This window comes from Streptomyces sp. Z26 (assembly GCF_003665095.1).
Lineage (GTDB): Bacteria > Actinomycetota > Actinomycetes > Streptomycetales > Streptomycetaceae > Streptomyces > Streptomyces phytohabitans.
In genome coordinates this window covers 4,837,655-4,862,662 of sequence record NZ_RCHV01000002.1, presented here as the reverse complement: position 1 = coordinate 4,862,662, position 25,008 = coordinate 4,837,655, and the positions used below count along the sequence as shown (strand labels likewise).

General features: G+C 71.1%; 25 protein-coding genes. 8 read left to right on the top strand and 17 right to left on the bottom strand.

Annotated elements, in window-relative coordinates; genetic code table 11:
- Positions 1 to 184 precede the first annotated feature (184 nt).
- Positions 185 to 1,318 carry an LLM class flavin-dependent oxidoreductase gene (locus tag D7M15_RS21255; protein WP_121518957.1) on the top strand — a complete coding sequence of 378 codons (1,134 nt, stop codon included), beginning with the start codon at positions 185 to 187 and terminating at the stop codon, positions 1,316 to 1,318.
- Between the two features lie 80 nt (positions 1,319 to 1,398).
- On the opposite strand, the gene D7M15_RS21250 is transcribed toward D7M15_RS21255, so the two are convergent.
- A complete protein-coding gene (locus D7M15_RS21250; protein WP_121518956.1) occupies positions 1,399 to 1,791 on the bottom strand; it encodes an SCO5389 family protein in 393 nt (130 codons plus the stop codon).
- A gap of 285 nt (positions 1,792 to 2,076) precedes the next feature.
- On the opposite strand from D7M15_RS21250, the gene nucS reads away from it, so the two are divergent.
- Complete coding sequence (gene nucS, locus D7M15_RS21245) at positions 2,077 to 2,748, top strand: endonuclease NucS (RefSeq protein ID WP_121518955.1); 672 nt, start codon at positions 2,077 to 2,079, stop codon at positions 2,746 to 2,748.
- 33 nt (positions 2,749 to 2,781) lie between these two features.
- Here nucS and D7M15_RS28590 read toward each other — a convergent pair whose 3' ends face one another.
- From D7M15_RS28590 to D7M15_RS21225, 4 genes are all read right to left on the bottom strand, one after another.
- On the bottom strand, positions 2,782 to 5,385 hold the full coding sequence (locus D7M15_RS28590) for an ATP-binding protein (RefSeq protein ID WP_165906309.1): 2,604 nt from the start codon (positions 5,383 to 5,385) through the stop codon (positions 2,782 to 2,784).
- A gap of 92 nt (positions 5,386 to 5,477) precedes the next feature.
- Positions 5,478 to 5,861: an STAS domain-containing protein gene (locus tag D7M15_RS21235; protein WP_240649403.1), complete on the bottom strand. Its 384-nt coding sequence runs from the start codon at positions 5,859 to 5,861 to the stop codon at positions 5,478 to 5,480.
- A 198-nt stretch (positions 5,862 to 6,059) separates the two neighbouring features.
- The gene (locus D7M15_RS21230; protein WP_121518954.1) at positions 6,060 to 6,908 is read right to left on the bottom strand and encodes a 3-hydroxyacyl-CoA dehydrogenase family protein; all 849 of its coding nucleotides are present in this window, start codon (positions 6,906 to 6,908) and stop codon (positions 6,060 to 6,062) included.
- Between the two features lie 231 nt (positions 6,909 to 7,139).
- Entirely contained in the window at positions 7,140 to 7,778 is a 639-nt protein-coding gene (locus D7M15_RS21225; protein ID WP_121518953.1) for a TetR/AcrR family transcriptional regulator, read from the bottom strand.
- Between the two features lie 76 nt (positions 7,779 to 7,854).
- Between D7M15_RS21225 and D7M15_RS21220 the strand changes: the two genes are divergently transcribed.
- The 3 genes from D7M15_RS21220 to D7M15_RS21210 are packed head-to-tail and all read left to right on the top strand — an operon-like array spanning position 7,855 to position 10,071.
- Positions 7,855 to 8,685, top strand: coding sequence for an ABC transporter ATP-binding protein (locus D7M15_RS21220; protein ID WP_121518952.1), 831 nt, complete (start codon positions 7,855 to 7,857; stop codon positions 8,683 to 8,685).
- Positions 8,686 to 8,696: 11 nt separating this feature from the next.
- Positions 8,697 to 9,458: an ABC transporter permease gene (locus D7M15_RS21215; protein ID WP_121518951.1), complete on the top strand. Its 762-nt coding sequence runs from the start codon at positions 8,697 to 8,699 to the stop codon at positions 9,456 to 9,458.
- Positions 9,459 to 9,498: 40 nt separating this feature from the next.
- A complete protein-coding gene (locus D7M15_RS21210; RefSeq protein WP_121518950.1) occupies positions 9,499 to 10,071 on the top strand; it encodes a cob(I)yrinic acid a,c-diamide adenosyltransferase in 573 nt (190 codons plus the stop codon).
- 74 nt (positions 10,072 to 10,145) lie between these two features.
- Here the strand turns inward: D7M15_RS21210 and D7M15_RS21205 are convergent, their stop codons facing one another.
- Positions 10,146 to 10,796: a hypothetical protein gene (locus D7M15_RS21205; protein WP_121518949.1), complete on the bottom strand. Its 651-nt coding sequence runs from the start codon at positions 10,794 to 10,796 to the stop codon at positions 10,146 to 10,148.
- 205 nt (positions 10,797 to 11,001) lie between these two features.
- Between D7M15_RS21205 and D7M15_RS21200 the strand changes: the two genes are divergently transcribed.
- The 3 genes from D7M15_RS21200 (at position 11,002) to D7M15_RS21190 (ending at position 14,492) form a co-directional block, all read left to right on the top strand.
- Complete coding sequence (locus tag D7M15_RS21200) at positions 11,002 to 12,294, top strand: histidine kinase (protein ID WP_121518948.1); 1,293 nt, start codon at positions 11,002 to 11,004, stop codon at positions 12,292 to 12,294.
- A gap of 52 nt (positions 12,295 to 12,346) precedes the next feature.
- On the top strand, positions 12,347 to 13,021 hold the full coding sequence (locus tag D7M15_RS21195) for a response regulator transcription factor (RefSeq protein WP_206337505.1): 675 nt from the start codon (positions 12,347 to 12,349) through the stop codon (positions 13,019 to 13,021).
- Positions 13,022 to 13,223: 202 nt separating this feature from the next.
- Positions 13,224 to 14,492, top strand: coding sequence for a glycoside hydrolase family 18 protein (locus D7M15_RS21190; protein ID WP_240649402.1), 1,269 nt, complete (start codon positions 13,224 to 13,226; stop codon positions 14,490 to 14,492).
- A 368-nt stretch (positions 14,493 to 14,860) separates the two neighbouring features.
- Here the strand turns inward: D7M15_RS21190 and D7M15_RS21185 are convergent, their stop codons facing one another.
- From D7M15_RS21185 to D7M15_RS21135, 11 genes are all read right to left on the bottom strand, one after another.
- Entirely contained in the window at positions 14,861 to 15,313 is a 453-nt protein-coding gene (locus D7M15_RS21185; RefSeq protein WP_121518947.1) for a DUF2550 domain-containing protein, read from the bottom strand.
- Positions 15,314 to 15,452: 139 nt separating this feature from the next.
- Entirely contained in the window at positions 15,453 to 15,836 is a 384-nt protein-coding gene (locus tag D7M15_RS21180) for a F0F1 ATP synthase subunit epsilon (RefSeq protein ID WP_121518946.1), read from the bottom strand.
- Positions 15,837 to 15,925: 89 nt separating this feature from the next.
- A complete protein-coding gene (gene atpD, locus D7M15_RS21175) occupies positions 15,926 to 17,380 on the bottom strand; it encodes a F0F1 ATP synthase subunit beta (RefSeq protein WP_121518945.1) in 1,455 nt (484 codons plus the stop codon).
- A gap of 2 nt (positions 17,381 to 17,382) precedes the next feature.
- On the bottom strand, positions 17,383 to 18,312 hold the full coding sequence (locus D7M15_RS21170; protein WP_121518944.1) for a F0F1 ATP synthase subunit gamma: 930 nt from the start codon (positions 18,310 to 18,312) through the stop codon (positions 17,383 to 17,385).
- 2 nt (positions 18,313 to 18,314) lie between these two features.
- Entirely contained in the window at positions 18,315 to 19,886 is a 1,572-nt protein-coding gene (gene atpA / locus D7M15_RS21165) for a F0F1 ATP synthase subunit alpha (RefSeq protein WP_121518943.1), read from the bottom strand.
- A gap of 132 nt (positions 19,887 to 20,018) precedes the next feature.
- Positions 20,019 to 20,834, bottom strand: coding sequence for a F0F1 ATP synthase subunit delta (locus tag D7M15_RS21160; RefSeq protein WP_121518942.1), 816 nt, complete (start codon positions 20,832 to 20,834; stop codon positions 20,019 to 20,021).
- On the bottom strand, positions 20,831 to 21,397 hold the full coding sequence (locus D7M15_RS21155; RefSeq protein ID WP_121518941.1) for a F0F1 ATP synthase subunit B: 567 nt from the start codon (positions 21,395 to 21,397) through the stop codon (positions 20,831 to 20,833). The genes D7M15_RS21160 and D7M15_RS21155 overlap by 4 nt, the downstream gene beginning before the upstream one ends.
- A gap of 43 nt (positions 21,398 to 21,440) precedes the next feature.
- On the bottom strand, positions 21,441 to 21,683 hold the full coding sequence (atpE, locus tag D7M15_RS21150) for an ATP synthase F0 subunit C (protein WP_121518940.1): 243 nt from the start codon (positions 21,681 to 21,683) through the stop codon (positions 21,441 to 21,443).
- Between the two features lie 71 nt (positions 21,684 to 21,754).
- Positions 21,755 to 22,564, bottom strand: a complete 810-nt coding sequence (gene atpB / locus D7M15_RS21145) for a F0F1 ATP synthase subunit A (protein ID WP_121521153.1) — start codon at positions 22,562 to 22,564, stop codon at positions 21,755 to 21,757.
- Between the two features lie 234 nt (positions 22,565 to 22,798).
- Positions 22,799 to 23,248, bottom strand: a complete 450-nt coding sequence (locus tag D7M15_RS21140; RefSeq protein ID WP_121518939.1) for a hypothetical protein — start codon at positions 23,246 to 23,248, stop codon at positions 22,799 to 22,801.
- Positions 23,249 to 23,542: 294 nt separating this feature from the next.
- Complete coding sequence (locus D7M15_RS21135; protein WP_121518938.1) at positions 23,543 to 24,976, bottom strand: MraY family glycosyltransferase; 1,434 nt, start codon at positions 24,974 to 24,976, stop codon at positions 23,543 to 23,545.
- Between the last annotated feature and the right edge of the window lie 32 nt (positions 24,977 to 25,008).

Here is a 25,008-nt window from a genome sequence, read left to right as displayed (position 1 = left end):
GGACACCTCGTTCGGCCGGGAGCGGTTCACCGGCCGCGTACGGCCGTGCCCCCAGCGTACTGACCGCGCGCACCGGGCTCATCGAACGATTTTCATGCCAGCCCGTGCCTTTGGCACGTGTCACGCGTTAGTGCCTCGGGGAAGCCCGGCGGACTTCCACGGAGGGCGAAGGAGGCGCATGACATTGCGAGTCGGAGCGTTCGTACTGGCCGCGCAGTTCCCGGGGCAGGGGCAGGGGGAGGCGCTGCACCGCGCCGTACGGGCCGCGGAGGAGGCGGAGGCGGCCGGGCTGGACTCGGTGTGGCTGGCCGAGCACCACTTCGTGCCGTACGGCGTGTGCCCCTCCGCCGTGACACTCGCCGCGCTGCTCCTCGGCCGCACCCGCCGCATCGGCGTGGGCACGGCCGTCAGCGTGCTGCCGAACACGCACCCGGTGACCCTCGGCGAGCAGACCGCGTTGCTGCACCTCACGTCGGACGGGCGGTTCACGCTGGGCGTGGGCCGGGGCGGGCCGTGGATCGACCTGGAGGTGTTCGGCGGCGGGCTCGACGCGTACGAGCACGGGTTCCCGGAGGCCCTGGACCTGCTGCTGCGCTGGCTCCGCGAGCCGCGCGTCGGCGCCGGGGCGGGCGCGGGGTCGGGCGCGGGGGCCACCGGGATCGGGGCCGAAAGCAGCGGTGCGACGGCGGCGGAGGCCACGGACGGGGCCGGGGACACGACGGTCCCGCGCTACGACTTCCGCGCGGTGGACGTCGTACCGCGCGCCACCGAGCGGTGCGCCGACCCGGCCGACCACCCACCCGTGGTCGTCGCGTGCACCTCACCCGGCACCGTACGGCTCGCCGCCCGGCGCGGGCTGCCGATGCTGCTCGGCATGCACTGCGGGAACGAGGAGAAGGCCGGGATGACGCGGTTGTGGCGGCGCGAGGCGCTCGCGTCCGGGCTCGATCCGGACGTGGTGGCCGAGACCGCCACGCTCCATGTCTCCGCGGGCGTCGCGCAGGTGGCGGACACCCGCCGCGAGGCCGTCGAGTCGCTGACCAAGGCGATGCCCGGCTGGCTGCGCGAGGGACTGGGCGCGCACCGCACGGTGGACGACCGGGAGCGGAACCCGCGCGACCCCCTCGCCTACACCGAACTCCTCTGCTCCCTGCACCCCGTGGGCCCGCCACGGCTGTGCGCGGACCGGCTGGCGGAGACGGCGAAGGTGACAGGAATCAGTCGTTTCGCACTACTGGTCGAGGGTACGGGTGATCTTGCCGCCACGGAGGCGAACGTGCAGCGACTCGGCAGCGAGGTGCTGCCGCTCCTCCCCTGAGCAGCGGCAGCACCCACGTCGCCGTACGGCCCGGCCCCGACCACCCGCGCCGGGGCCCGGACCGGTCGCGTGGGGCCAGGTCAGCAGTCGCGCAGCTCCGGTGACTGGTTGAGCAACTGGCCGCGCACCGAGGTGAACTTGGCCAGCCGGTCGTCCACCGAGGCGTCCAACGGGAAGACGGCCACGCGGTGGCAGTTCTGGAAGGCGAGCCGGACGCCGAAGTGACGTTCCAGCGCGCCGCGTATCGCGTCGCTGGCCAGCGCCCGTAGCAGCTGGCCGCGCGCCTGCTCGTTCGGCGGAGGTGTCTGGTTGTCGGCGAACTGACCGCCGTCCACCTGAAGTTGCGTCACCAGCGAACTGATCATCTCCCATGCGAAGGGCAGGGAAGTACGGACGCAGTCGACGAAGTCGGCTTCATCGACGTCACCTCGCTCGGCCTGTTCGAGGAGGGCCGGTGAGACGTCGAGCGACATGAGTACTCCTCTCGCGACCCCGGGGCCCGGGGTCTCACGGACGTGACAGGGACCCCACCCGGGTCACGCAGTTCCGGACGGCGACGCCCCCGCTGCGTAGCGTAAGCCTGAGCGCGCGAATGCCAACAGGTGACGCCGTATACAACAAGCCATTCGTCAGCACGGCCCGAACACGCCTGGACGACTCCCCCGAACCGCCGCCACCACGGCCGTACGGCGGCCCAACTGCGGTGCTCCGCGCCCCGAATCGCCTCCCGGACGTCCCGTCGAGTAGCGTGACCGACCATGCGACTCGTCATCGCCCGCTGCTCAGTCGACTACGCGGGCCGGCTCACCGCCCATCTCCCCTCGGCCCCGCGCCTCATCCTCGTCAAGGCCGACGGATCGGTCTCCGTGCACGCGGACGACCGCGCGTACAAGCCGCTCAACTGGATGTCCCCGCCCTGCTCCGTCAAGGAGGCCACGTCGGACGGCGGAGCCGTGTGGACGGTGGAGAACAAGGGCGGGGAGAAGCTCATCATCACGATGGAGGAGATCCTGCACGACTCCTCGCACGAGTTGGGCGTGGACCCCGGGCTGATCAAGGACGGCGTGGAGGCACACCTCCAGGAGCTGCTCGCGGACCGCATGGAGACCCTCGGCGACGGCTGGTCGCTGATCCGGCGTGAATACCCCACGGCGATCGGGCCGGTGGACATCCTCGGGCGCGACGCGGACGGCACGACGATCGCGATCGAGATCAAGCGGCGCGGCGAGATCGACGGCGTGGAGCAGCTGACGCGCTATCTGGAGCTGCTCAACCGCGATCCTCGACTCGCCCCGGTCAAGGGCGTGTTCGCCGCGCAGGAGATCAAGCCGCAGGCGCGGGTGCTCGCGACGGACCGCGACATCGCCTGCGTGACGCTGGACTACAACGCGCTGCGCGGCATCGACGACGACAAGCTCCGCCTGTTCTGAGCCCGTACGGGCCCCGGCCGCCCGCCCGCGTCGCTACGCGCGGGCCGACTCCCCAGCGCCCCCGGGCGTACCGCTGTCCGTCTCCGACGGCGTGCCCTCCGGGGGCGTCGTCGGGTCGTCCCCGGGCGGGGTGGTCGGGTCGTCCTCCGGGGGCGTCGTGGGATCGTCCTCGGGCGGGGTGGTCGGGTCGTCCTCGGGCGGTGTCGTCGGATCGTCCGGGGGCGTCGTCGGGTCGTCCGGCGTGGACGGCGGCCGGGACGAACTCCGCGTCGGCGAGGGCCGGTCGGGCGACGAACCCGACGACGACTCGTCCCCGGACCCCGGTCGACCGGGGTCGGAGGACTCCGAGTCGGAGGGCGAACGGCCGTCCTTCTTCCCGTCCTTGTCCTCGCCCTTGCCCTTCCCCGCGCCCGCGGGCGTGTCCGACGCGGCCTCGTCCGTGTCGTCGCCGACGTCGTCCGACTCGTCCGGCTGCGACGACGTACGGTCGGGCTTCACCGAGTCCGACGAGCCCTTGGTGCCGTCCGAGACGGTGTTCACCGTAACGACCGTGCCCAGCGCGAGGGCCATCAGCGCGCCGGCACCGGCGGCGTACACGTTCCGGCGGGTCGTACGCGCCGCGAGTCTGTGGGAGCCCGTTCTGCTCCCGTTCCCGTCGGGGTTCGCGGGCGCGTTCGGGGCGTGCGAGCGGGAGACCACCGTGTCGAGGTCGTCCGCCCGCGCGGCTGTCGCGCCGAACGACGGCACCGGCGCCGCCGGCGTCCGGTCCGTACGCGGTTCGGCGGCGGTGTCCGCCACGCCGGGCGCCCGTACGCCGCGCGCCGGGCCCGCCCCGGACGCCGGTACGGCGGGGGTGGACGCGGCCTCCGGCGCGGGAGCGGCGGGGGCGGCGGGGTGCGGGACGGGTCCGGCGGCCGGGCCGGACGCGGGGGGCGCGGCGGGGGTGGGGCGCCCGTTCCCGAAGGCGTCCACGGCGGAGGCGGCGGAGGCCGCTCCCGCGCCGCCGACAGGACCCGCGACCGGTGCCGCGTTCGGCGGGTGGGCGGCGGACGCCGCCTGGAGCCGGTCCGTCACGAGGGCCAGCGCGCGGCGGCCCGCGACCGTACCGCGCTGGTCCGCGAGGACGCGGCGCAGCGCTATCGACGCCTCCAGCTCCGTCGCCGCCCGCTCCGGATTCCCCCCGCACAACGCGAGGACGCCCAACTCGTGGTGGAAGTACGCCTCTTCGGCCACCTCACCGGACTTGCGCGCCGCCTCCTGGCCGCCCCGCAGCACCCGTTCCCAGGCGCCCCAGTGCAGGCCCGCGGCGAGCGCCGGGGCCGCCGAGTGCGCCAGCAGCACGGCCACGCTCGGCCGCCCGCCGCGCTGCGCCCCCTGGAGCGCCGCCACGATCGTCTCCGACTCGGCGACCGCGCTCTCCGGCGTCACCGAGGGATGGGCCACCCACCAGCCGTAGTGCTGCGCGGCGGCCCGTACGCGCGCCCCCGCGCCCTCGTCGTACCCGGCCGCCGCCAGCTCCGCGGTCACCCCGGCCGCCAGCCGACGGTGGGCACCGGCCGAGCTGGCCAGCCCGGAGGCGGCCAACTCGGCGAGCGCGTCGTCCGCCTGCGGATCACCGACGAGCGCGGGCAGGTGCGCGGGGTGCGGCAGCCCGCCGCCGAGGGCGACGGCGAACCGCAACGTCTCCTGGGCGGCGGCCGACAGCCCGGTGGCGACGACGGCGGCGAGGCCGTACGCGCTGCTCCGCGCGTCGGGCGTCGGCAGCTGCGGGACGACGGGGCCGCCCGGGGCCGTACCGCGCTGCCGCAGCAGCGCACCCGCCTGCACGAAGGTCTGCGGGCGCCCCTCGCTGCCGAACCAGAGGTCGCCCGCCCAGTCCGACTCGTCGTCGGCCAACTGCCGCCGGGCGGTGTGCTCCAGCAGCTCCAGGCACGCGGTGCGGCTGAGCCCGGCGAGGAAGATCTCCTCCAGCCTGGACTCCGGCGAGGGCGCGGCGACCTCGGGGGTGGCCGCGACGAGGAAGGCGCATTCGGGGGTGGTGTCGAGGAGTTCGTCGAGGGCTGCGCCCCCGAACTCCAGGTCGTCCAGCAGGACGATCGCGCCGACGGTGCCCAGCGCCTCCTGGAGCTGCTCGCGGTCGGGGCGTATCGAGGGCGCGTCGTAGACGGCCGCGAAGAGGGCGTGTAGCAGGTCGTCCACGGTGCGCCGGTGACCGTTCAACCGCACGACGCCGTCGGGGGCCACCTCTGCGACGTCGTCCGCGACGGCGTCCAGCAGGACGCTGCGGCCGGAGCCTGAGGGGCCGGTGACCCGTACGGAACGGCCCTGCGACAGCAGCGCGGTCAGCCGCTCGCGCTCCTCCTCGCGCTCCAGCAGCGGCGGGCGCCCGGAGGTGACGGCGGCGGCGCCGCTCAGCGCGTGGCCGGGCCGCGACTGGCCGGGCCGGTCCTCCGGCGGGCGCTTGCGCAGCGGGCCGGGCCGCAGGTTGGGCGGGCACGGCTCGATCTCGCTGCCGTCCACGGGGTTGAGCGTCAGCAGGTCCTCGCCCGCTATCAGTCGGACAGTACGGACAGGCGACTCGCCACCGTGCTCCTGCGGCTCCGCGCCCGCGGGCTGCTCACTCTCGTGCTGAACCATGACCTCCGCCCCCAAGACGCGTTATCGGCAGCACACCACGTTCCGCAGCAGAGTATCCCGGAGGGGTGGGGGCGGGGGCACGCGCCCGTACGTCACGGCTTGGTGAGGATCTGCACCTGTCCGGAGTGCACGGCGTCCGCGGGCGCCGAGGCGGCGGGGGCGACGGCCGGATAACCGGCCGACCCGCCCTCGATCGCGAGGATGCGGTGCAGCCGGGTGGCCACCAACAGCCGCTGCATCTGCGGCGGTACGTCCCGCAGGACGAGTCTCCGGCCGCAGCGGCCCGCGCGCCGGTGCGCGCCCATGATCACGCCGAGCCCGGTCGCGTCCCAGGAGTCCAGCTCCGCCAGGTCCAGTACGAGGTCGCCGCATCCCGCGTCCACCGCGGTGTGCAGAGCCGTACGGGCGTCCGCTGCGTTACGGACGTCGAGTCGGCCTCCGACGACCAGCGCCGCGTGGTCGCCCGTGATGTGCATAACCGCTCCCCGGAATATCGAATGCGCGCGTCGGCCTTTACGTCTGAATGTCTCACCACAACTGACTGCCCGACGGGCAGCGAAGTTGCCGTCTGTGCCCGGAACGGTCCCGAATTCACCCCTGCGAGTGAGTCGCACCGAACCGTGTTCCCGTATTCCCGCGCCTTCCCCGTCAATCACGGTCGACGCGGGGAAGGGTCAGTACCGGTAGAAGCCCTGACCGCTCTTGCGGCCGATATCACCGGCGTCGACCATGCGGCGCATCTGCTCCGGCGGCGCGAACTTCTCGTCCTGCGACTCCGTGTAGATGTTCTCCGCGGCGTGCAGCAGGATGTCGACGCCCGTCAGGTCCGCCGTGGCCAACGGGCCCATGGCGTGCCCGAATCCGAGCTTGCAGGCGATGTCGATGTCCTCCGCCGACGCGACGCCGGACTCGGCCAGCTTCGCCGCCTCGACGACGAGCGCGGCGATGAGCCGGGTGGTGACGAAGCCCGCGACGTCGCGGTTGACGACGATGCAGGTCTTGCCGGTGGACTCGGCGAACTCACGGGCCGCGGCGAGGGTTTCGTCGCTGGTCTTGTGGCCCCGTACGAGCTCGCACAGCCCCATCATCGGTACGGGCGAGAAGAAGTGGGTGCCCACGACGCGCTCCGGGCGCCGTGTCGCCGCCGCGATCTTGGTGATCGGGATGGCGCTGGTGTTGGAGGCGAGGATCGTCTCGTCCTTCACCAGACGGTCGAGCGTGGCGAAGATCTCCCGCTTGACCTCGATCTTCTCGAAGACCGCCTCGACCACCACATCGGCGTCGGCGGCGGCTTCCAGTTCGGTGGTGGTGCTGATACGGGCGAGTGCCGCGGCGGCGTCCTCGGCCGCCAGCTTGCCCTTGCCGACGAATTTGTCGAAGGACGCCTTGATTCCGTCGGTGCCGCGCGTGAGTGCCTCGTCGGTCACATCGCGGAGGACCACGTCCCAGCCCGCCTGGGCCGAGACCTGCGCGATACCGGAACCCATCAGCCCGGCTCCGATGACGGCGAGTTTCTTCGCCACGACATCCACCTTTCCCGAACGTTGCGTGGAGCGGACTTTAGCGCTTTGGCAAGCGCCCATGGAGCGCGAAGAGACACGCATCACGTCTCACATGGCGGACGTCACACCGGCGGGCGTCCGATCCGTGGCGTTGGTGCTCATTCCGCCCGCGTTCCGAACTCCCGCTCGACCCGCGCCACCGGCCGCCCGGACGCGACCGGACGCGCGCGGCGACCCGTACGGGCGACGCGCTCAAGACGGCCGGCGCGGCGCGTAGTTGAGGACCTCGTCGCTCAGCAGCGCCTCGTACGCGTCGAGTCGTACGAGCATCCGCGCGGCGATCTCCTCCGGCGGCAGCCCGGTGAACGTGCCGCGCCCGGCGCCGCCCACGACCGCGTTGTGCAGGCCCATCAGCTGTTCCGCGACCAACTCCGGCGTGGGGTCGTCCGGTTCGGCGCCGCTCTCCTCGCGGAGGGTGGCGGCGAGGGCGGCGCTGATGCGGTAGTGCATCAGGGACAGCCGGGCCATCAGGGCGGTCGACCGGCGCATGACGAGCAGGAACCGGTCGAAGCCGTCCGCGAGCCCGAGCACGGGGCTGCACTCCTCCACCTCGGCGCGCATCCGCTCCAGGATCGCGTGGGCGGCGGACTGGCCGGGGGCGCGCTCCCGTACGAAGCGGCTGTACCGGTCGACGGTCTCCTCCTCCCGGTCGAAGAACAGGTCCTCCTTCGCCGGGAAGTAGTTGTAGACCGTGGCGACGGAGACGTCCGCCGCCTCCGCGATCTCGGCGATGGTCACCTCGTCGAAGCCGCGTTCCAGGAAGAGGCCCGTCGCGATGTCCGAGATGAGCCGGCGCGTCTGCTGCTTCTTCCGCTCCCTGAGGCCCGTCATGGGGCCATCCTATCGTAGAGCGCGCTGATTTTTATAGTCGTTGCAAACTTTGAATCGCTCTGCTTCTCTGGCTGTCATGTCACCTTCGCCAGCTCCACCGCGAGACGACGACGCCAGCGGCGTCCCCGCCATCAGCACCACCGGGCTCACCCGTACCTTCGACACCAAGGCCGGGCCCGTCGAAGCCGTCCGCGGTATCGACCTCACCGTCCGGGACGGCGAGATCCTCGGTTTCCTCGGGCCCAACGGCGCCGGGAAGACCACCACCCTCCGCATGCTCACCACCCTCCTCCCGCCGACCGGCGGCACCGCGACCGTCGCCGGGTGCGAGCTGGCCACCGACCCCGGCGGCGTACGGGCGCGGATCGGTTACGTGGCGCAGTCCGGCGGCGTCGACCCGCACATCTCCGTCCACGAGGAACTCACCACGCAGGGCCGCTTCTACCGGCTGTCCAAGGCCGAAGCCCGCGCCCGTACCGAGGAGTTGGCCGCCGAGCTGGGGCTCACCGAACTGCTCGGGCGGAAGTGCTCGGCGCTGTCCGGCGGGCAACGGCGGCGCCTCGACATCGCGATGGGCCTCACGCACCAGCCCCGCATCCTCTTCCTGGACGAGCCGACCACCGGGCTCGACCCCGCCAGCCGCGCCGACCTGTGGGACCTGGTGCGGCGACTGCGCGCGGAGCGGGGCATGACCATCTTCCTCACCACGCACTACCTGGACGAGGCCGACGCCCTGGCCGACCGCCTGGTGATCGTCGACGACGGTCTGATCGTCGCGGAGGGCACCGCGGACGCGCTGAAACGCGCGTACGGAGGCTCCCCCGACGCCACGCTCCAGGACACCTTCATCGCCATCACCGGGCGCGGCACCGGCGCGCGGGACGACGACGCTCCGCTCGCGGTCTGAGGAGGCACACCATGACCCACCCCGACCGGTTGCTCACCGACACCGGCATCATCTTCGGCCGCTATCTGCGGCAGACGCTCCGCTCACGCGTCTCCCTGGTCTTCGGGCTGCTCCAGCCGATGCTGTTCCTGGTGTTCTTCGGTCCCCTGCTCCGGGACGTACCGCTGGGCGGCAAGGGCGACTCGTGGCAGACCCTGATCCCCGGGCTGCTCATCCAACTCGGCCTGTTCAGCTCGGCGTTCGCGGGCTTCGGCATCATCATGGAGAAGCAGTACGGCGTGGTGGAACGGATGCGGGTGACTCCCGTGAGCCGCCTCGCGCTGCTGCTGGGACGCCTGTTGCGGGACGCCCTCCAGCTCCTCGTGCAGTCGCTGATGCTGGTCGCCGCCGGTGTCGCCTTCGGGCTCCGCGCACCGGTGCTCGGCGTCGTCGTCGGCTGCCTCTTCGTGTGCGTACTGGCGATGTCGCTCGCGTCGCTGTCGTACGCGCTGGCCATGCGCGTCAACACCCCGCAGGAGTTCGCCCCCGTCATCAACTCCGTGAACCTGCCCGCCATGCTCCTCTCCGGCATCCTGCTGCCGATGTCACTCGCGCCCCACTGGTTGGACGTGGTCTCGCACTTCGTCCCGTTCCGCTATCTCGTGGACGCCGTACGGGCGGGGTTCGTCGGCGAGTACGGCGGCACCATGGCGCTGGGCGCGGGCGTCGGGCTGCTACTCGCCGCCGTCTCCCTCACCCTCGGGACCCGCGTCTTCCGCCGGGCAGGCGCGTGACGCCGTCGGCCGGGCGGAACCCACGAGCTACGCTCTGCGCATGGTCAACCTGACGCGCATCTACACCCGCACCGGCGACGACGGCACCACCGCGCTCGGCGACATGAGCCGCACCGCCAAGACGGACCCCCGCATCGGCGCGTACGCCGACGCGAACGAGGCCAACGCCGCCATCGGCGTCGCGATCGCCCTGGGCGACCTTCCCGACGAGGTCCGGGCGGTGCTCGTCCGGGTGCAGAACGACCTGTTCGACGTGGGCGCCGACCTGGCCACCCCGGTGGCCGAGGACCCGGAGTTCCCGCCGCTGCGCGTCGAGCAGGGCTACGTCGACAAGCTGGAGGCGGACTGCGACACCTTCCTCGCGGAGCTGGAGAAGCTGCGCAGCTTCATCCTCCCGGGAGGCACACCGGGTGCGGCACTGCTGCACCAGGCGTGCACCGTCGTACGCCGTGCCGAGCGCTCGACGTGGGCGGCGCTCGCGGAGCACGGCGAGCTGATGAACCCGCTGACGGCGACGTATCTCAACCGCCTCTCCGACCTGCTGTTCATCCTCGCCCGCTCGGCGAACAAGGAGGTCGGGGACGTCCTCTGGGTGCCCGGCGAGAACCGCTGACCCCGGCGGGCGCCCCGCGTGCGCGCGACGCCCGCCCCAGCACTGCACCGGGGACGCCCCCGGCGTCCGGCCCGTCACCGACCGATCCGGTCGTGCTCCGGGTCGCGCGCCGCCGCGGCCCGCTCCTCCGCCAGGACCTCCGCACGCACCTCGCGGCGCATCTCCTCGCGCAGGTCGTCGCGCACCTCCGCCTGCGGGTCCTCCTTCGGCCAGAGCGTGTAACTGACCGCGATCACCAGGCTGATGACCACGACGAAGCCCATCTTGACCTGCCAGGCGCGCAGCGACTCCGTCTGCCCCGCGTCGTCCACGTACCAGACGGCGGCCTGGAGCAGGGCGGCGGCGATGGCGGCCGCGCCTATCGCGCGGAGCGACATCTTCCACTCGTGGACGGTGCGCCCCCTGCCGTACTTGGGCCGGGTGACCGGCGGCGGCCCGCCCGCGAAGCGGTGCGCGAAGTGGCCGTCGGCCCACCGGATCATGTAGTGACCGTGGGTGGCGGTGAAACCGATGTAGACGGCGGCGAGACCGTGCTTCCAGTCGGGCTCCGCCCCGTTCTTCAGGTCCATCGCCGTGACGACGAGCAGCACCAGCTCCAGCAGCGGCTCGCACAGCAGGACGGCGGCTCCCGTGCGCGGCATCCGCGCGAGGTAGCGCAGCCCCAGTCCGGCGGCGAGCAGCACCCAGAAGGCGATCTCGCAGGCGAGGATCAAGGCGACGAGCACGATGACGGCTCCTCTCGTACGGTCCCGTCCCCCGCCGTCCCGACGGGTCGGGGGCGGGTGCCGACGGGCTGCCCCCGCGGCTGGTACCAGCTTCCCGCGTACGCACCGCCACCACGTCGTCACCAGCGACGATCCCGCGCTGCATCCTTCGATGTACGCCCGCGAGCCGACGCGGCGGGCGGGCGCCGCGTGCTGTGATGGACGCATGCCTCCCCCGCGCCGCCCGTCCCTCCCCCGACGGTTCCCGCGCGCGCCCCGGTGGTTCCGCCCGGAGCGCGACGACTTCCTCATCGCGGGCACCGGGCTCGTCGGCGGCGTGTTCGCGTGGGCCGTGGGGCTCCAGGGCGACTGGCCGGACGTGCACCTGCCGGGGTGGGTCGCGCTCGTACCGCTGGCGGTGATCTCCGCCGCCGAGCTGCTGCGCCGCACGGCTCCGCGCGCGGCCCTGGCCGTGGGCACGGCCGCGCTGGTGGCGGACTCCACGGTGGGCACGCTGGTGCCGACCGTGCTGATGTTCACGGACCTGATCTACGCCGGGGTGGTCTACGCCGAGCGCCCGTTCGCGCGCCGTCTGCCGCTCGCGACCCTGTCCGTGACGCTGGTGTCGACGTTCGTGCCGGTGGTGATCCTCCGCAGCGCCGACTCGCTGCTGCTCGGCCTCAGCGTCGGACTGATCACCGTGGCGCCGGCGTTCACCGGCGTGATCGTCCGCGACCACCGCGACGAGGCGGCTGCCGAGCGGTTGCGGGCCGAACAGACCGCGTTGCTCGCCGAGATGGACCGCACGCAGGCGGTGAACGCCGAACGGGCCCGCATGGCACGGGAGTTGCACGACATGGTCGCCAACCACCTGTCCGCCATCGCCATCCACTCCACGGCCGCCCTGTCCCTCCCCGAGGGCCCCGAGGGCCACGGCGACCCGTCGGCGACGCGCGACGCGCTCGGCGTCATCCGCGAGAACAGTGTGCAGGGCCTCACCGAGATGCGCCGCCTCATCGGCCTGCTGCGGGCGGCGGAGGGCCCGGAGGACGCGGCGGCCGTCGCCTCCCCCACGCTGGACGGCCTGGACGCGCTGCTCACACGCGCCCGCGGGACGGCGGCGCCGGGCTTCACGTTCACCCTGGTCGACGAGCGCGTCGGCGCGGACGACGGGGGCGACGGCCCGCGCTCCCTGCCCACGCCCGTGGAGCTGGCCGCGTACCGCGTGGTGCAGGAGTCCCTGACGAACGCGCTCAAGCACGCCTCCCCCGGCGCCGTCACCGTGCGTCTCACCCTGCCGGACGGGGACGGCGGCCCCCTCGTCGTCCGCGTCACGAGCCCGCTCGGCGGCGCCGCCGTACCCGCGGGGCCGCGCGCGCCCGGCTCGGGCGCGGGCCTGGTGGGGATGCGGGAGCGGGTGGAGCTGCTGCGCGGGACGCTGTCGGCCGGTCCGGCGGACGCGGCGTACGGCGGCGCGCACTGGGAGGTGCGGGCCGAACTGCCCCTGGCGGAGCCGTAGTCGGGGACGGCACGCGGGCCAGCGGCACGACGACGGAGGTACGGGAGTGGGAGTGGACGACGAGTCGGCGCGGCCGATCCGGGTGGTGGTGGCCGAGGACCAGCGGGCCGTACGGGCCGGGCTGCTGCTGATCCTGCGCGGCGCGGGCGACATCGAGGTGGTCGGGGAGGCGTCGGACGGCGAGGAGGCGGTGCGCCTCGCCCGCGAGCTGCGCCCGGACGTCGTGCTGATGGACATACAGATGCCGCGGCTCGACGGCGTCTCCGCCACCCGCCTGGTGGCGGCGGAGGGGCTGGCGGACGTGCTGGTGCTGACGACGTTCGACCTGGACGAGTACGTCTTCGGGGCGCTCCGGGCCGGTGCCGCCGGGTTCCTGCTGAAGGACAGCGAGGCGGTCGCGGTGATCGAGGCGGTCCGTACGGTCGCGCGCGGCGAGGGCATGATCGCGCCCGCGGTCACGCGTCGGCTGATCGCGGAGTTCGCCCGGCCCCGCGCCGTACGCGCGCCGCAGTCCGCACCGGCCGGGCTGGGCGAGCTGACCCGGCGCGAGCACCAGGTGCTCGGTTGTCTCGGTGAGGGCATGTCGAACGCGGAGGTGGCGGAACGGCTGGACATGGCGGAGGCGACGGTGAAGACGCACGTGAGCCGGTTGCTGCGCAAGCTGGAGTTGCGCAGCAGGACCCAAGCGGCAGTGCTAGCACAGGAGTTGGGGATCGGACCGGACTGAGAACGGGCGGCGGCGGGGGTCGCGGCGCGGTGACCTCAGGTTCCCTTAAGGCGTGGATATGGTCCAGACCTATTGACCACTGGTCCAGACCTCCTTAGTCTCCCGAACACTGCGGCGAGCGTGCCCCACACACCTCGCGTGGCGGCGCAGGTCCCCGTCCCGACCCCCATCCGGGTTCTCCGGACCTAACCGAGGAGCATCCTTGAGTTCTGCAACCACAGGTCGTCGCATCAGACGCAGGGTGACGGCCATCGTCGCCGCACTGCTGCTGCCCGTCGGCGTGATCGTCGGCGTGGGCGCGGTCGCCCAGGCGGACGAGGAGCCCGCGAAGGCCCCGCTCAGCTCCGAGGCCACGACCATGGCCTCCGGCGTCAAGCTCGGCTACTTCACCGAGTGGGGCGTCTACGACCGCAACTACCACGTCAAGAACCTGGTCAGCAGCGGCACCGCCGACAAGATCACGCACATCAACTACTCCTTCGGCAACGTCCAGGGCGGCAAGTGCACGATGGGCGACTCGTTCGCGGCCATCGAGAAGTCGTACACCGCCGACCAGAGCGTCGACGGCCAGGCCGACGCCTGGGACCAGCCCGTGCGCGGCAACTTCAACCAGCTGCTGAAGCTGAAGAAGGAGAACCCGGACCTCAAGGTGCTGTGGTCCTTCGGCGGCTGGACCTGGTCCGGCGGCTTCGGCGACGCCATGAAGAACCCGGAGGCGTTCGCGGACTCCTGCTACAACCTCGTCAACGACGAGCGCTGGAAGGGCCTGTTCGACGGCATCGACCTGGACTGGGAGTACCCCAACGCCTGCGGTCTGAGCTGTGACACCAGCGGCCCCGGCGTCCTCACGGACATGATGAAGGCGTTCCGCGGCAAGTTCGGTGACCAGCTGGTGACCGCCGCCATCACCGCCGACGCCTCGGACGACGGCCGCATCGACAAGGCGGACTACGCGGCCGCCTCGGAGTACGTCGACTGGTACAACGTGATGACGTACGACTTCTTCGGCGCCTTCGACGCCCAGGGCCCGACGGCTCCGCACTCGCCGCTCACCTCGTACGACGGCATCCCGAAGGACGGCTTCAACTCCGACGCCGCCATCAAGAAGCTCAAGGACAAGGGCGTCGCCTCCAACAAGCTGCTGCTCGGCATCGGCTTCTACGGTCGCGGCTGGACCGGCGTCAGCCAGGCGGAGCCCGGCGGCACCGCCACCGGCCCGGCGCCCGGCAAGTACGAGCCCGGCATCGACGACTACAAGGTCCTCAAGGACCGCTGCCCCGCCAACGGCACCATCGGCGGCACCGCGTACGCGCACTGCGGCGACCAGTGGTGGAGCTACGACACCCCGGAGACCATCAAGAACAAGATGGGCTGGGCCAAGGAGCAGGGCCTGGGAGGCGCGTTCTTCTGGGACTTCAGCGGTGACACCGCCGACGGCGAGCTGGTGACCGCGGTCGACAGCAACCTCTGACGGACCGGTCCCGGCGGCACGTCCGCCGGGACCACGCACCCGCACAGCGGCGGCGCACCGTACGGCAGCACCGCACAGTGGCAGCGCACCGCACAGCAGCAGCACCGCGTCGGAAACCCGAGAAACCGCCGGGGAGGCGGGACCGCCTCCCTCCTCCCCGGCCCCCGCGCGCGAAGCCGGAGTCCGCACTCCCGGTTTCGCGCGCGACGCGTTTCCGGGGCGGCCCGGACCAGGCGGGGTACGGGGCGTACGCGCCGGGGCGTACGGCAGCGGGCCCGTACGGAGACGCACGGCGGCGCGTACGGACCGCCGCTGGCGGGGCGGCCCACGGCCACCTCGGAGGGGTCACCCGTACGACTGGCGTACCGTTACGCCACGTTGACGCGCTGCCCCGGAGGGGCCGCCTCCAGCCACGCCAGGAAGCCGGTCAGCGCGTCCTCGCTCATCGCCAGCTCGACGCGTACGCCGCCCAGCGAACAGGCCAGCACCACCTGGCCGGAGAGCAGCGCCAGCTCCTCCTCGCCGGTGGGCATCCGGCGGGCCAGCACCTCGATGGCGCCGCGCTCCATGGCGCGACGCGGCCGGGGCGCGTACGAGAACACGCGGAACCAGTCGACGCGGTCCCCGTTGTAGCGGGCGACGCCGTAGACCCAGCCCTTGCCGTCCGGCTCGGCGTCACCGGTGTCGGGGACGTCCCAGCGCAGCGAGCAGTCGAACGTGCCGCCCGAGCGCTGGAGCAGTCTCCTGCGCAACCCGAAGACGAACAGCCCCACCAGCACCAGCAGCACGACCGCGCCGCACACCAGCAGTGCGAGGACCATCTTCACCGACCTCCCCGCTCCGTCCCCGGTCGTGCGACCCCGTCGCACGCCCACCGCACCTGTATGCCTTCAGCCGCGGACCGCCCTGGAGGAGTCCAGTGCGGTCCGCGGCTGAGGGTGTCGTCCTCGGGTCCCCGCGTCAGTGGGCACCCGCCACCGCGCGCAGACGTACGTCCGCGCGCCGTTCCGCCGCGGCGTCCGCGTCCGACTTGGCGCGCTCCAGCGCGCGCTCGGCACGCTGCACGTCGATCTCGTCGGACAGCTCCGCGATCTCCGCGAGCAGCGACAGCTTGTCGTCGGAGAACGAGATGAACCCGCCGTGCACGGCGGCGACCACCGTGCCCTCGCCGCTCTCACCCGTCGTACGGATGGTGATCGAGCCCGTCTCCAGGACACCGAGCAGCGGCTGGTGACCGGGCATGACGCCGATGTCGCCCGACGTGGTCCGCGCGATGACCAGGCTGGCCTTTCCCGACCAGACCTTGCGGTCCGCGGCGACCAACTCGACGTGCAGCTCAGCCACTGTGGCTCCTCAGACTGGGATGGGGAAAAGAATAGGGGGTGCGGGCGGGGGCGGTCCAAAGGACCCGCCCCCGCCGCGGGGCGTACGCGTCAGGAGACGCCCAGCTCCTTGGCCTTGGCCTTGAGGTCGTCCAGGCCACCGCACATGAAGAACGCCTGCTCCGGGAAGTGGTCGTAGTCGCCGTCGGCGATCGCGTTGAACGCGGCGATCGACTCGTCCAGCGGCACGTCCGACCCGTCCAGACCGGTGAACTGCTTCGCCGCGTGCGTGTTCTGCGACAGGAAGCGCTCGATACGGCGGGCGCGGTACACGACCAGCTTGTCGTCCTCGCCCAGCTCGTCCATGCCGAGAATGGCGATGATGTCCTGGAGGTCCTTGTACTTCTGCAGGATTCCCTTGATGCGCGAGGCGCACTGGTAGTGGTCCTGCGAGATGTAACGGGGGTCCAGAATCCGGGACGTCGAGTCCAGCGGGTCGACCGCCGGGTAGATGCCCTTCTCGGAGATCGGACGCGACAGCACCGTGGTGGCGTCGAGGTGGGCGAACGTGGTCGCCGGCGCCGGGTCGGTGAGGTCGTCCGCGGGCACGTAGATCGCCTGCATCGAGGTGATCGAGTGGCCACGGGTCGAGGTGATGCGCTCCTGGAGGATGCCCATCTCGTCCGCGAGGTTCGGCTGGTAGCCCACCGCGGAGGGCATGCGGCCGAGCAGCGTGGAGACCTCGGAACCGGCCTGCGTGAAGCGGAAGATGTTGTCGATGAAGAACAGCACGTCCTGCTTCTGCACATCGCGGAAGTACTCCGCCATGGTCAGACCGGCCAGCGCGACGCGCAGCCGGGTGCCCGGCGGCTCGTCCATCTGACCGAAGACGAGCGCGGTCTGGGGCAGCACCCCGGAGTCCGTCATCTCGTCGATGAGGTCGTTGCCCTCACGGGTGCGCTCACCGACACCGGCGAACACGGAAACGCCCTCGTGCAGCTTGGCCACACGCATGATCATTTCCTGGATGAGGACGGTCTTGCCCACACCCGCGCCGCCGAAGAGGCCGATCTTGCCGCCCTTGACGTACGGGGTCAGCAGGTCGACGACCTTCAGGCCGGTCTCGAACATCTCGGTCTTCGACTCGAGCTGGTCGAAGGCCGGGGCCTGGCGGTGGATCGGCCAGCGCTCGGTGACCTCGGACTCGGCCTCCGGGTCGTTGAGGATCTTGCCGAGGGTGTTGAACACCCGGCCCTTGGTGACGTCGCCGACGGGCACGGTGATGCCCTTGCCGGTGTCGGTCACGGGGGCCTGGCGGACGAGGCCGTCGGTCGGCTCCATGCCGATCGCGCGGACGACGCCCTCACCGAGGTGCTGCGCGACCTCCATGGTGAGGATCTTCTTCTCACCGGCCTTGGCCGGGTCCGCGACCTCGACCGTCAGCGCGTTGTAGATCTCGGGCATCGCGTCGACGGGGAACTCCACGTCGACCACCGGGCCGATGACACGCGCGACGCGGCCCGTCGCGCCGACGACCTCTGGGGCCGTCTCAACAGAGGTAGTCATGTTTACCTGTCACTCCCCGCGGAAGCGTCGGCCAGCGCGCTGGCACCGCCGACGATCTCGCTGATTTCCTGGGTGATGTCGGCCTGTCGGGCCGCGTTGGCAAGCCGCGTGAGCGACTTGATGAGCTCTTCGGCGTTGTCCGTCGCCGACTTCATCGCACGCCGGGTGGCGGCGTGCTTGGAGGCGGCCGACTGGAGCAGCGCGTTGTAGATGCGGCTCTCGACGTACCGCGGGAGCAGCGCGTCGAGTACGTCGTCGGCGGACGGCTCGAAGTCGTACAGCGGCAGGATCTCCTTGCCGCGCTGGAGCACCTCGGCCGAGTCCTCCGCGGACTTGGTGAACGTCAGCGGCAGCATCCGCTGGTCCACCGCGCTCTGCGTCATCATCGAGTGGAACTCGGTGTAGACGATGTGCAGTTCGTCCACGCCGCCCTGCGCGGTCTCCGCCTTGATCGCCTCGATCAGCGGGGCCGCGACCTCCTTGGCGTCGCCGTACGACGGGCTGTCCGTGAAGCCGGTCCAGGACTCCTGCACGGGGCGGTCGCGGAAGCCGTAGTACGCCACGCCCTTGCGGCCGACGACGTAGTGCAGGACCTCCTTGCCCTCACCGATCAGCCGGTTGGTCAGCAACTCCGCCTGCTTGATGGCGTTGGAGTTGTAACCGCCGGCCAGTCCGCGGTCGCTCGTGACGAGCAGCACCGCGGCCCGGGTCGGGCGCTCCACCTCGGTGGTGAGCCAGTGCTCGGTGTTCGAGCCGTAGGCCACCGCCGTGACGGCGCGCGTCAGCTCCGTCGCGTACGGCTCGGAGGCCGCCACCCTGCGCTGCGCCTTGACGATGCGCGAGGCGGCGATCATCTCCATCGCCTTGGTGATCTTCTTGGTCGCAGTGACGGACTTGATCCGCCGCTTGTAGACCCGGGTCTGGGCACCCATGCTCAGCCCTCGCCCAGCAGCTTGCCGTCCGAGGTCTCGAACTGCTTCTTGAAGGAGTCCACGGCGTCGCTGAGCGACTGGATCGTGTCGTCGGACATCTTGCCGCCCTCGACGATGCTCGTGAGCAGCGACTTGTGCTCACGGTGCAGCGTGTCGAGCATCTCCCGCTCGAAGCGGCGGATGTCCGCGACCGGGACGTCGTCCATCTTGCCGTTGGAGCCGGCCCAGATCGCCACGATCTCGTCCTCGGTGGAGAACGGCGCGTACTGGTCCTGCTTCACCAGCTCCATCATCCGCTGACCGCGGGCGAGCGCCGCCTTCGAGGCGTCGTCCAGGTCGGAGCCGAACGCGGCGAACGCCTCCAGCTCGCGGTACTGCGCCAGGTCCAGCTTCAGTCGGCCGGACACCTGCCGCATCGCCTTGTGCTGGGCGGAGCCGCCGACGCGGGAGACCGAGATACCGACGTTCAGCGCCGGGCGCTGGCCCGCGTTGAACAGGTCGGACTCCAGGAAGCACTGGCCGTCGGTGATGGAGATGACGTTGGTCGGGATGAACGCCGAGACGTCGTTCGCCTTGGTCTCGACGATCGGGAGACCCGTCATCGAGCCCTTGCCCATCTCGTCGGAGAGCTTCGCGCAGCGCTCCAGGAGCCGGGAGTGCAGGTAGAAGACGTCGCCCGGGTACGCCTCGCGGCCCGGCGGGCGGCGCAGCAGCAGGGAGACCGCGCGGTAGGCGTCGGCCTGCTTGGACAGGTCGTCGAAGACGATCAGGACGTGCTTGCCCTGGTACATCCAGTGCTGGCCGATGGCCGAGCCGGTGTACGGCGCCAGGTACTTGAAGCCCGCCGGGTCCGACGCGGGAGCCGCGACGATCGTCGTGTACTCCAGGGCACCGGCCTCCTCCAGCGCACCGCGTACGGACGCGATGGTGGAGCCCTTCTGGCCGATGGCGACGTAGATGCAGCGGACCTGCTTCTCCGGGTCGCCCGAACGCCAGTTGTCACGCTGGTTGATGATCGTGTCGACACCGAGCGCGGTCTTGCCGGTCTGCCGGTCACCGATGATCAGCTGACGCTGGCCGCGGCCGATCGGGGTCATCGCGTCGACGGCCTTGTAGCCCGTCTCCATCGGCTCGTGCACCGACTTGCGGTCCATGACCGTGGGCGCCTGCAGCTCGAGCGCGCGGGTGGCCTCGGAAGCGATCTCGCCGAGACCGTCGATCGGCTTGCCCAGCGGGTCCACGACGCGGCCGAGGTAGCCCTCGCCGACCGGGACCGACAGCACCTCGCCGGTGCGCTGCACCGGCTGGCCCTCCTCGATACCGCTGAACTCACCGAGGACAACTGCACCGATCTCGCGCTCTTCGAGGTTGAGCGCGAGGCCGAGGGTGCCGTCCTCGAACTTCAGCAGTTCGTTCGCCATGGCCGAGGGAAGACCCTCGACCTTCGCGATGCCGTCGCCGGCAACGCTGACCGTCCCGACCTCTTCGCGCGAGGCCGCGTCCGGCGTGTACGACTGGACAAAGTTCTCCAGCGCGTCCCGGATCTCATCCGGCCGGATCGTGAGCTCCGCCATCTGGGTTCCCTGCTCTCCTTGTTGGGCCCGTAAGTTGCCTCGGGGGCTCTGGGGTGCTCCCAGAGGGTCCCTTGATACGGCCCAACCCGGGCCGCTGGTCATGCTTGTTGAGTTGGTGGGCGGCGTGTGCCGTCAGCCGGCCATCCGCCGCTGCGCCTCGTCGAGGCGGTCCGCGATGGAGCCGTTGATGACCTCGTCACCGATGCGCACCGCGATCCCGCCGAGGACGTCGGGGTCCACGTCGAGGTTGAGGTGCACCTGACGCCCGTACAACGAGGCGAGCGCGGCGCTCAGCCGCTCCCGCTGCCAGTCGCTGAGCGGCACCGCCGAGGTGACGACGGCGACCGAACGGTCCCGGCGCTCCGCGGCCAGCTTCGAGAGGGCTTCGAGCCCACCCTCCAGGCTACGTCCACGCGGCTGACCCACGAGGCGGGTCACCAGCCGCTCGGTCGCGGGCCTGGCCTTGCCGCCGAGCAGCGTGTGCAGCAGTTCGGTCTGCGCCGTCCTGCTCGCCGTACGGCTGGTCAGCGCCGCCCGCAGCTCGGACGAGGAGGCGACGGTCCGGCCGAACCGGAACAGCTCGTCCTCCACGTCCTCCAGCGCGCCCGCGCGTTCGGCCGCCACGAGGTCGGCGGTGTCCGCCAACTCCTCCAGCGCGTCCACCAGGTCGCGCGAGCGCGACCAGCGCGACCGCACCATCCCGGACACCAGGTCGACGGCCGCGCCGCCGACCTGTCCGCTCAGCAGCCGCCCGGCCAGCTCGGCCTTGGCCTCCCCGGCCTGCGCCGGGTCGGTCAGGACCCGGCGCAGCGACACCTCGCGGTCGAGCAGCGCGGTGACGGCGGCCAGCTCGTCGGCGAGGACCGTGGCGTCGACGGACGTGCTGTCCGTCAGCGCGTTCAGGTTCTCCCGTGCGGCTGCCAGTGCCTCGCGGCTCGCTCCGTTCATCGGGCGGCTCCGGTGGACCCGGCCGTGGTCTCCGCGTTGGCCTCGAGCTCGTCGAGGAAGCGGTCGATCGTACGGCTCTGGCGTGCGTGGTCCTCCAGGGACTCCCCGACCAGCTTGCCGGCCAGCTCGGTGGCGAGCTTGCCCACGTCCTGGCGGAGCGCCTGCGCGGCCTGCTTGCGGTCGGCCTCGATCTGGGCGTGGCCGGCCGCGATGATCTCCTCGCGCTGCCGCTGACCCTCCGCGCGCATCTCGGCGATCAGGTCGGCGCCGCGCTGCTCGGCCTCGCTGCGCATCCGGGCGGCCTCGTGCCGGGCCTCCGCGAGCTGCGCCTTGTACTGGTCGAGCGTCTGCTGAGCTTCGAGCTTGGCGTCGTTGGCCTGCTCGATGCCGCCCTCGATGGCCTCACGACGCTGCTCCAGAACGGTGTTGATGTTCGGGAGGAGCTTCTTCCAGAGGAAGAAGAAGACGATGCCGAAGGCGATCAGACCGATGACCAGCTCTGGGATCGGCGGGACGAGGGGGTTCTGCTCCTCCTCGGCCGCGATCAGTGTCAGGGCGTTCACATCAGTGCCTTTCGTTGAAAAAAGGGCTGTTGTCCGGCACTGATCAGGGGCCGTAGACGAAGGGCATGACGATGCCGATCAGCGCGAGCGCCTCACAGAAGGCGAAGCCCAGGATCTGGTTCTGACGGATCAGGCCGGCCGCCTCGGGCTGACGGGCCAGGGCCTGGGTGCCGTTACCGAAGACGATGCCGACGCCGATGCCGGGGCCGATGGCGGCAAGGCCGTAGCCAACGGAACCGAGCGAGCCGGTGACGCCTTCTGCAGCGATGGTCTGGAGAGCAGACATGCCGGTTCTTCCTTCTCTTTCACGATCCGATGGGGGTTGGCCACCGGAAGTACGGGACGGGCGGGTGGTGCTCAGTGGTGCTCGGCGAGCGCACCCTGGATGTAGGTGCAGGTCAGGAGGACGAAGACGTACGCCTGGACGGCCTGGATGAACAGCTCGAAGCCGGTCATCACCACGGCCATCAGGAACGAGACGCCGGCGTACGCGATGCCGACCCCGTTCAGCAGGTACCAGGCCGCGATGGTGAACATCACGATCAGCAGGTGGCCCGCGAACATGTTGGCGAAGAGCCGTACCGCGTGGGTGAACGGCCGCACCAGCAGGTTGGAGAAGAACTCGATCGTCATGGCCAGCGGCAGGACCGGGCCGAGCGACTTGTCGTAGCCGGTGAAGTTCTTGAAGGCGCCGACGAATCCGTGCCGCTTGAAGGTGAGGGACACCCAGAGCACGTAGACGATGGCGGCGAGTCCGGCCGGGAAGGCGATGATCGACGTCACCGGGAACTGCGCGAGCGGGATCACCGACCAGAGGTTCATGATCCAGACGAAGAAGAACAGCGAGACGACCAGCGGTACGTACTTCTCGCCCTCCTTCTTGCCGAGCGTCTCGTAGACGACACCGCGGCGGATGAAGTCGTAGCCCGCCTCACCGACCATCTGGAGCTTGCCGGGCACCACCTTGGGCTTGGCGAAGGCGGCCCAGAAGAAGGCGACGATCGCCACGGAGCCCAGCAGGGCGAGCAGCATGGCCTTGTTGAATTCGAAGCCGCCCACCTCGAACATCGGCTTGAACACAAAAGAGTGCAGGCCCGGAGCCGGGAAGCCGCAACCGTCAAAGATGTGGCAATCGGTCTCGAAGGCAAGCGTCTGGTCAGCACTCACCGCGAGCTCCTTCTGCATGGCGCATGGATACGGCTACCTCGATGTGTCGGCGCGGCGTACCGCCGCGGAACGGCACTGGACTGGTCTTGCGAATGTGGCGGCGGCTGATCAGCGAGCGGGGCTGCCCGCCCCACGCTGTGGGACACGACATGTCAGCCGTCTGCACCTGCTGCGCCGCAGTTGGGAACGGACGATAGCAGTTGCCCGGCCGTGCTCCCGTCGCGCCCCTGGGCTTCATGAACTCGCCTCCGTCGAGGAGGCTTTGGCGGCGGTGCCGCCCGGACCCGCGGCCTCGGGCTCGACGTAGAGGATCTTCGCCTTCATGTGCGCCCTGGCCTGCGAGACGACCCAGACGAGGGTCGCGCCGAGCAGCGTGAAGCCGAACGCCTTGGTGTTGAAGAGCGTCGTGTCGCGGAACACCGCCAGCACGACGGCGAGCAGCAGGATCTGCGTCGTGTAGAGCAACAGCCCCATGGCCTGGAAGAGATGGGGGAAGGACCGCGCCACCCATTGCAGGACGTACAGGCCGAGGCCCATGAAGAGGATGACGACGACGGCGCCGAACGCCCCGCCGATCGCGCCCTTTCCGCCGGCCAGCGCACCGCTCACAACGGCGCCCACCACGCCCGCGAGGGCGGTCGGCACGGCGCAGTGCAGCAGCATGCGGGCATCGTTCGGCGGCACGGGGGTCGCTCCGGGGAGTCGGGGGCGTCTGTCGTCGTTGACGAGCGTATCCCCGGCGTGGAGGGCCGCGTCCGAGAGGGGACGTCGGTCCTGCCGAGAACCGTCTCACTGCGGTTCTTCGGACTGTCACCGGGTTTCGTGAACGGTATCACAAACTATTTGATGAGGTCTTTACCTGCTTCCGTACTCCACCTCACACGCGTGAGCGAGCGGATGTGAACGCACGGACGCCTGACCGTTTGTCCGGTTTGGGAGGTCTCATCTCCCCGTCGTACGGACCCGGTTCCGGCTATGTTACGAAGCGCTATCGATCTTCCTGCGCCTGGTGAAGCGGTGCCGGTCACCGATCGCGGTCGAGCCGTGCAGCCCCGCGAGGGCCGGTTCCCGTTCCCCGTCCGTCGCGTCCGCGTCCGCCTCCCCGTCCGCTCCGGCGCCCGAAGCCGTACGCGGCGCACCGCCGTTGGCGTCCGACGCCGTCGTGGTCCGCCCGTCGGCGGCGGCCGACTCCCGTTCCCCCGGAGCCGGTTCGGCGCCGTGCGCGGCCGGGCCCTCGCCCGCCGGGCCGGGCCGGTAGCGCGGCGGTGCCCAGCGCAGCGCCCAGTCCGGGACGCGCGGGGTGAACCGCGGGAGCAGCAGGATCACCAGGCCCATGGCGCTGAGCAGCACCACCATGAGGACGATCACGAGGCTGGACGACTGCACGGAGAAGGCGACCGCGCCGAACGCGATCAGCGCCGACCAGAAGTACATGATCAGCACCGCCCGGCTGTGCGAGTGCCCGATCTCCAGCAGCCGGTGGTGCAGGTGGCCGCGGTCGGCGGCGAACGGCGACTGACCGTTCCACGTCCGCCGTACGATCGCCATCACCAGGTCCGCGAACGGCACCGCGATGATCGTCAACGGCAGCAGCAGCGGCATGTACAGCGGCACCATCGTGTGGACCGCGTCCCGTTCCGAACCGGCGTGCTGCACCATCAGGTCGGGGTCGACCTGGCCGGTGATGGAGACCGCACCGGCCGCCAGCACCAGGCCGATCAGCATCGACCCGGAGTCGCCCATGAAGATCCGGGCGGGGTGCATGTTGTGCGGCAGGAAGCCGAGGCACATGCCCATCAGCACGGCGGCGAAGAGCGTCGCGGGCGAGGCCGCCTCGATGCCGTAGCCGTACCAGATGCGGTACGCGTACATGAAGAACGCCGCCGCGGCGATGCAGACCATGCCGGAGGCGAGGCCGTCGAGGCCGTCGACGAAGTTCACGGCGTTGATCGTGATGACGACCAGCGCGACGGTGAGGAGCGTGCCCTGGAGGGGCGTCAGCGCGACGTTGCCCACGCCGGGGACCGGCAGCCACAGGATGGTGAGGCCCTGGAGGACCATCACGCCCGCGGCGATCATCTGGCCGCCGAGCTTGACCAGCGCGTCCACGCCCCACTTGTCGTCCAGCACGCCGAGCAGCCAGATCAGTCCCGCGCCCGACAGCAGCGCGCGGGGCTCGTCGGAGAGCGTGAACACCACGCCGATGTTGGTGAGTTGGGACGCGACCACCAGTCCCGCGCACATCCCGCCGAACATCGCGATGCCGCCGAGTCTCGGCGTCGGCTCACGGTGCACGTCCCGGGCCCGGATCTCCGGCATCGCGCCCGCCGCGATGGCGAACTTCCGCACCGGCCCGGTCAGCAGGTAGGTCACCGCGGCCGTGACGCAGAGCGTCAGCAGATATTCACGCACGGGCTCCCCAGGGGTCTCGCCGGCAACTCAGG

Excerpts from the sequence above, each read along its gene's own strand:
- D7M15_RS21250 (WP_121518956.1), bottom strand. The coding sequence starts at position 1,791 with ATGTCGCTCGACGTCTCACCGGCCCTCCTCGAACAGGCCGAGCGAGGT.
- nucS (WP_121518955.1), top strand. The coding sequence starts at position 2,077 with ATGCGACTCGTCATCGCCCGCTGCTCAGTCGACTACGCGGGCCGGCTC.
- D7M15_RS28590 (WP_165906309.1), bottom strand. The coding sequence starts at position 5,385 with ATGGTTCAGCACGAGAGTGAGCAGCCCGCGGGCGCGGAGCCGCAGGAG.
- D7M15_RS21235 (WP_240649403.1), bottom strand. The coding sequence starts at position 5,861 with ATGCACATCACGGGCGACCACGCGGCGCTGGTCGTCGGAGGCCGACTC.
- D7M15_RS21225 (WP_121518953.1), bottom strand. The coding sequence starts at position 7,778 with ATGACGGGCCTCAGGGAGCGGAAGAAGCAGCAGACGCGCCGGCTCATC.
- D7M15_RS21220 (WP_121518952.1), top strand. The coding sequence starts at position 7,855 with ATGTCACCTTCGCCAGCTCCACCGCGAGACGACGACGCCAGCGGCGTC.
- D7M15_RS21215 (WP_121518951.1), top strand. The coding sequence starts at position 8,697 with ATGACCCACCCCGACCGGTTGCTCACCGACACCGGCATCATCTTCGGC.
- D7M15_RS21210 (WP_121518950.1), top strand. The coding sequence starts at position 9,499 with ATGGTCAACCTGACGCGCATCTACACCCGCACCGGCGACGACGGCACC.
- D7M15_RS21200 (WP_121518948.1), top strand. The coding sequence starts at position 11,002 with ATGCCTCCCCCGCGCCGCCCGTCCCTCCCCCGACGGTTCCCGCGCGCG.
- D7M15_RS21185 (WP_121518947.1), bottom strand. The coding sequence starts at position 15,313 with ATGGTCCTCGCACTGCTGGTGTGCGGCGCGGTCGTGCTGCTGGTGCTG.
- atpD (WP_121518945.1), bottom strand. The coding sequence starts at position 17,380 with ATGACTACCTCTGTTGAGACGGCCCCAGAGGTCGTCGGCGCGACGGGC.
- D7M15_RS21170 (WP_121518944.1), bottom strand. The coding sequence starts at position 18,312 with ATGGGTGCCCAGACCCGGGTCTACAAGCGGCGGATCAAGTCCGTCACT.
- atpA (WP_121518943.1), bottom strand. The coding sequence starts at position 19,886 with ATGGCGGAGCTCACGATCCGGCCGGATGAGATCCGGGACGCGCTGGAG.
- D7M15_RS21160 (WP_121518942.1), bottom strand. The coding sequence starts at position 20,834 with ATGAACGGAGCGAGCCGCGAGGCACTGGCAGCCGCACGGGAGAACCTG.
- atpE (WP_121518940.1), bottom strand. The coding sequence starts at position 21,683 with ATGTCTGCTCTCCAGACCATCGCTGCAGAAGGCGTCACCGGCTCGCTC.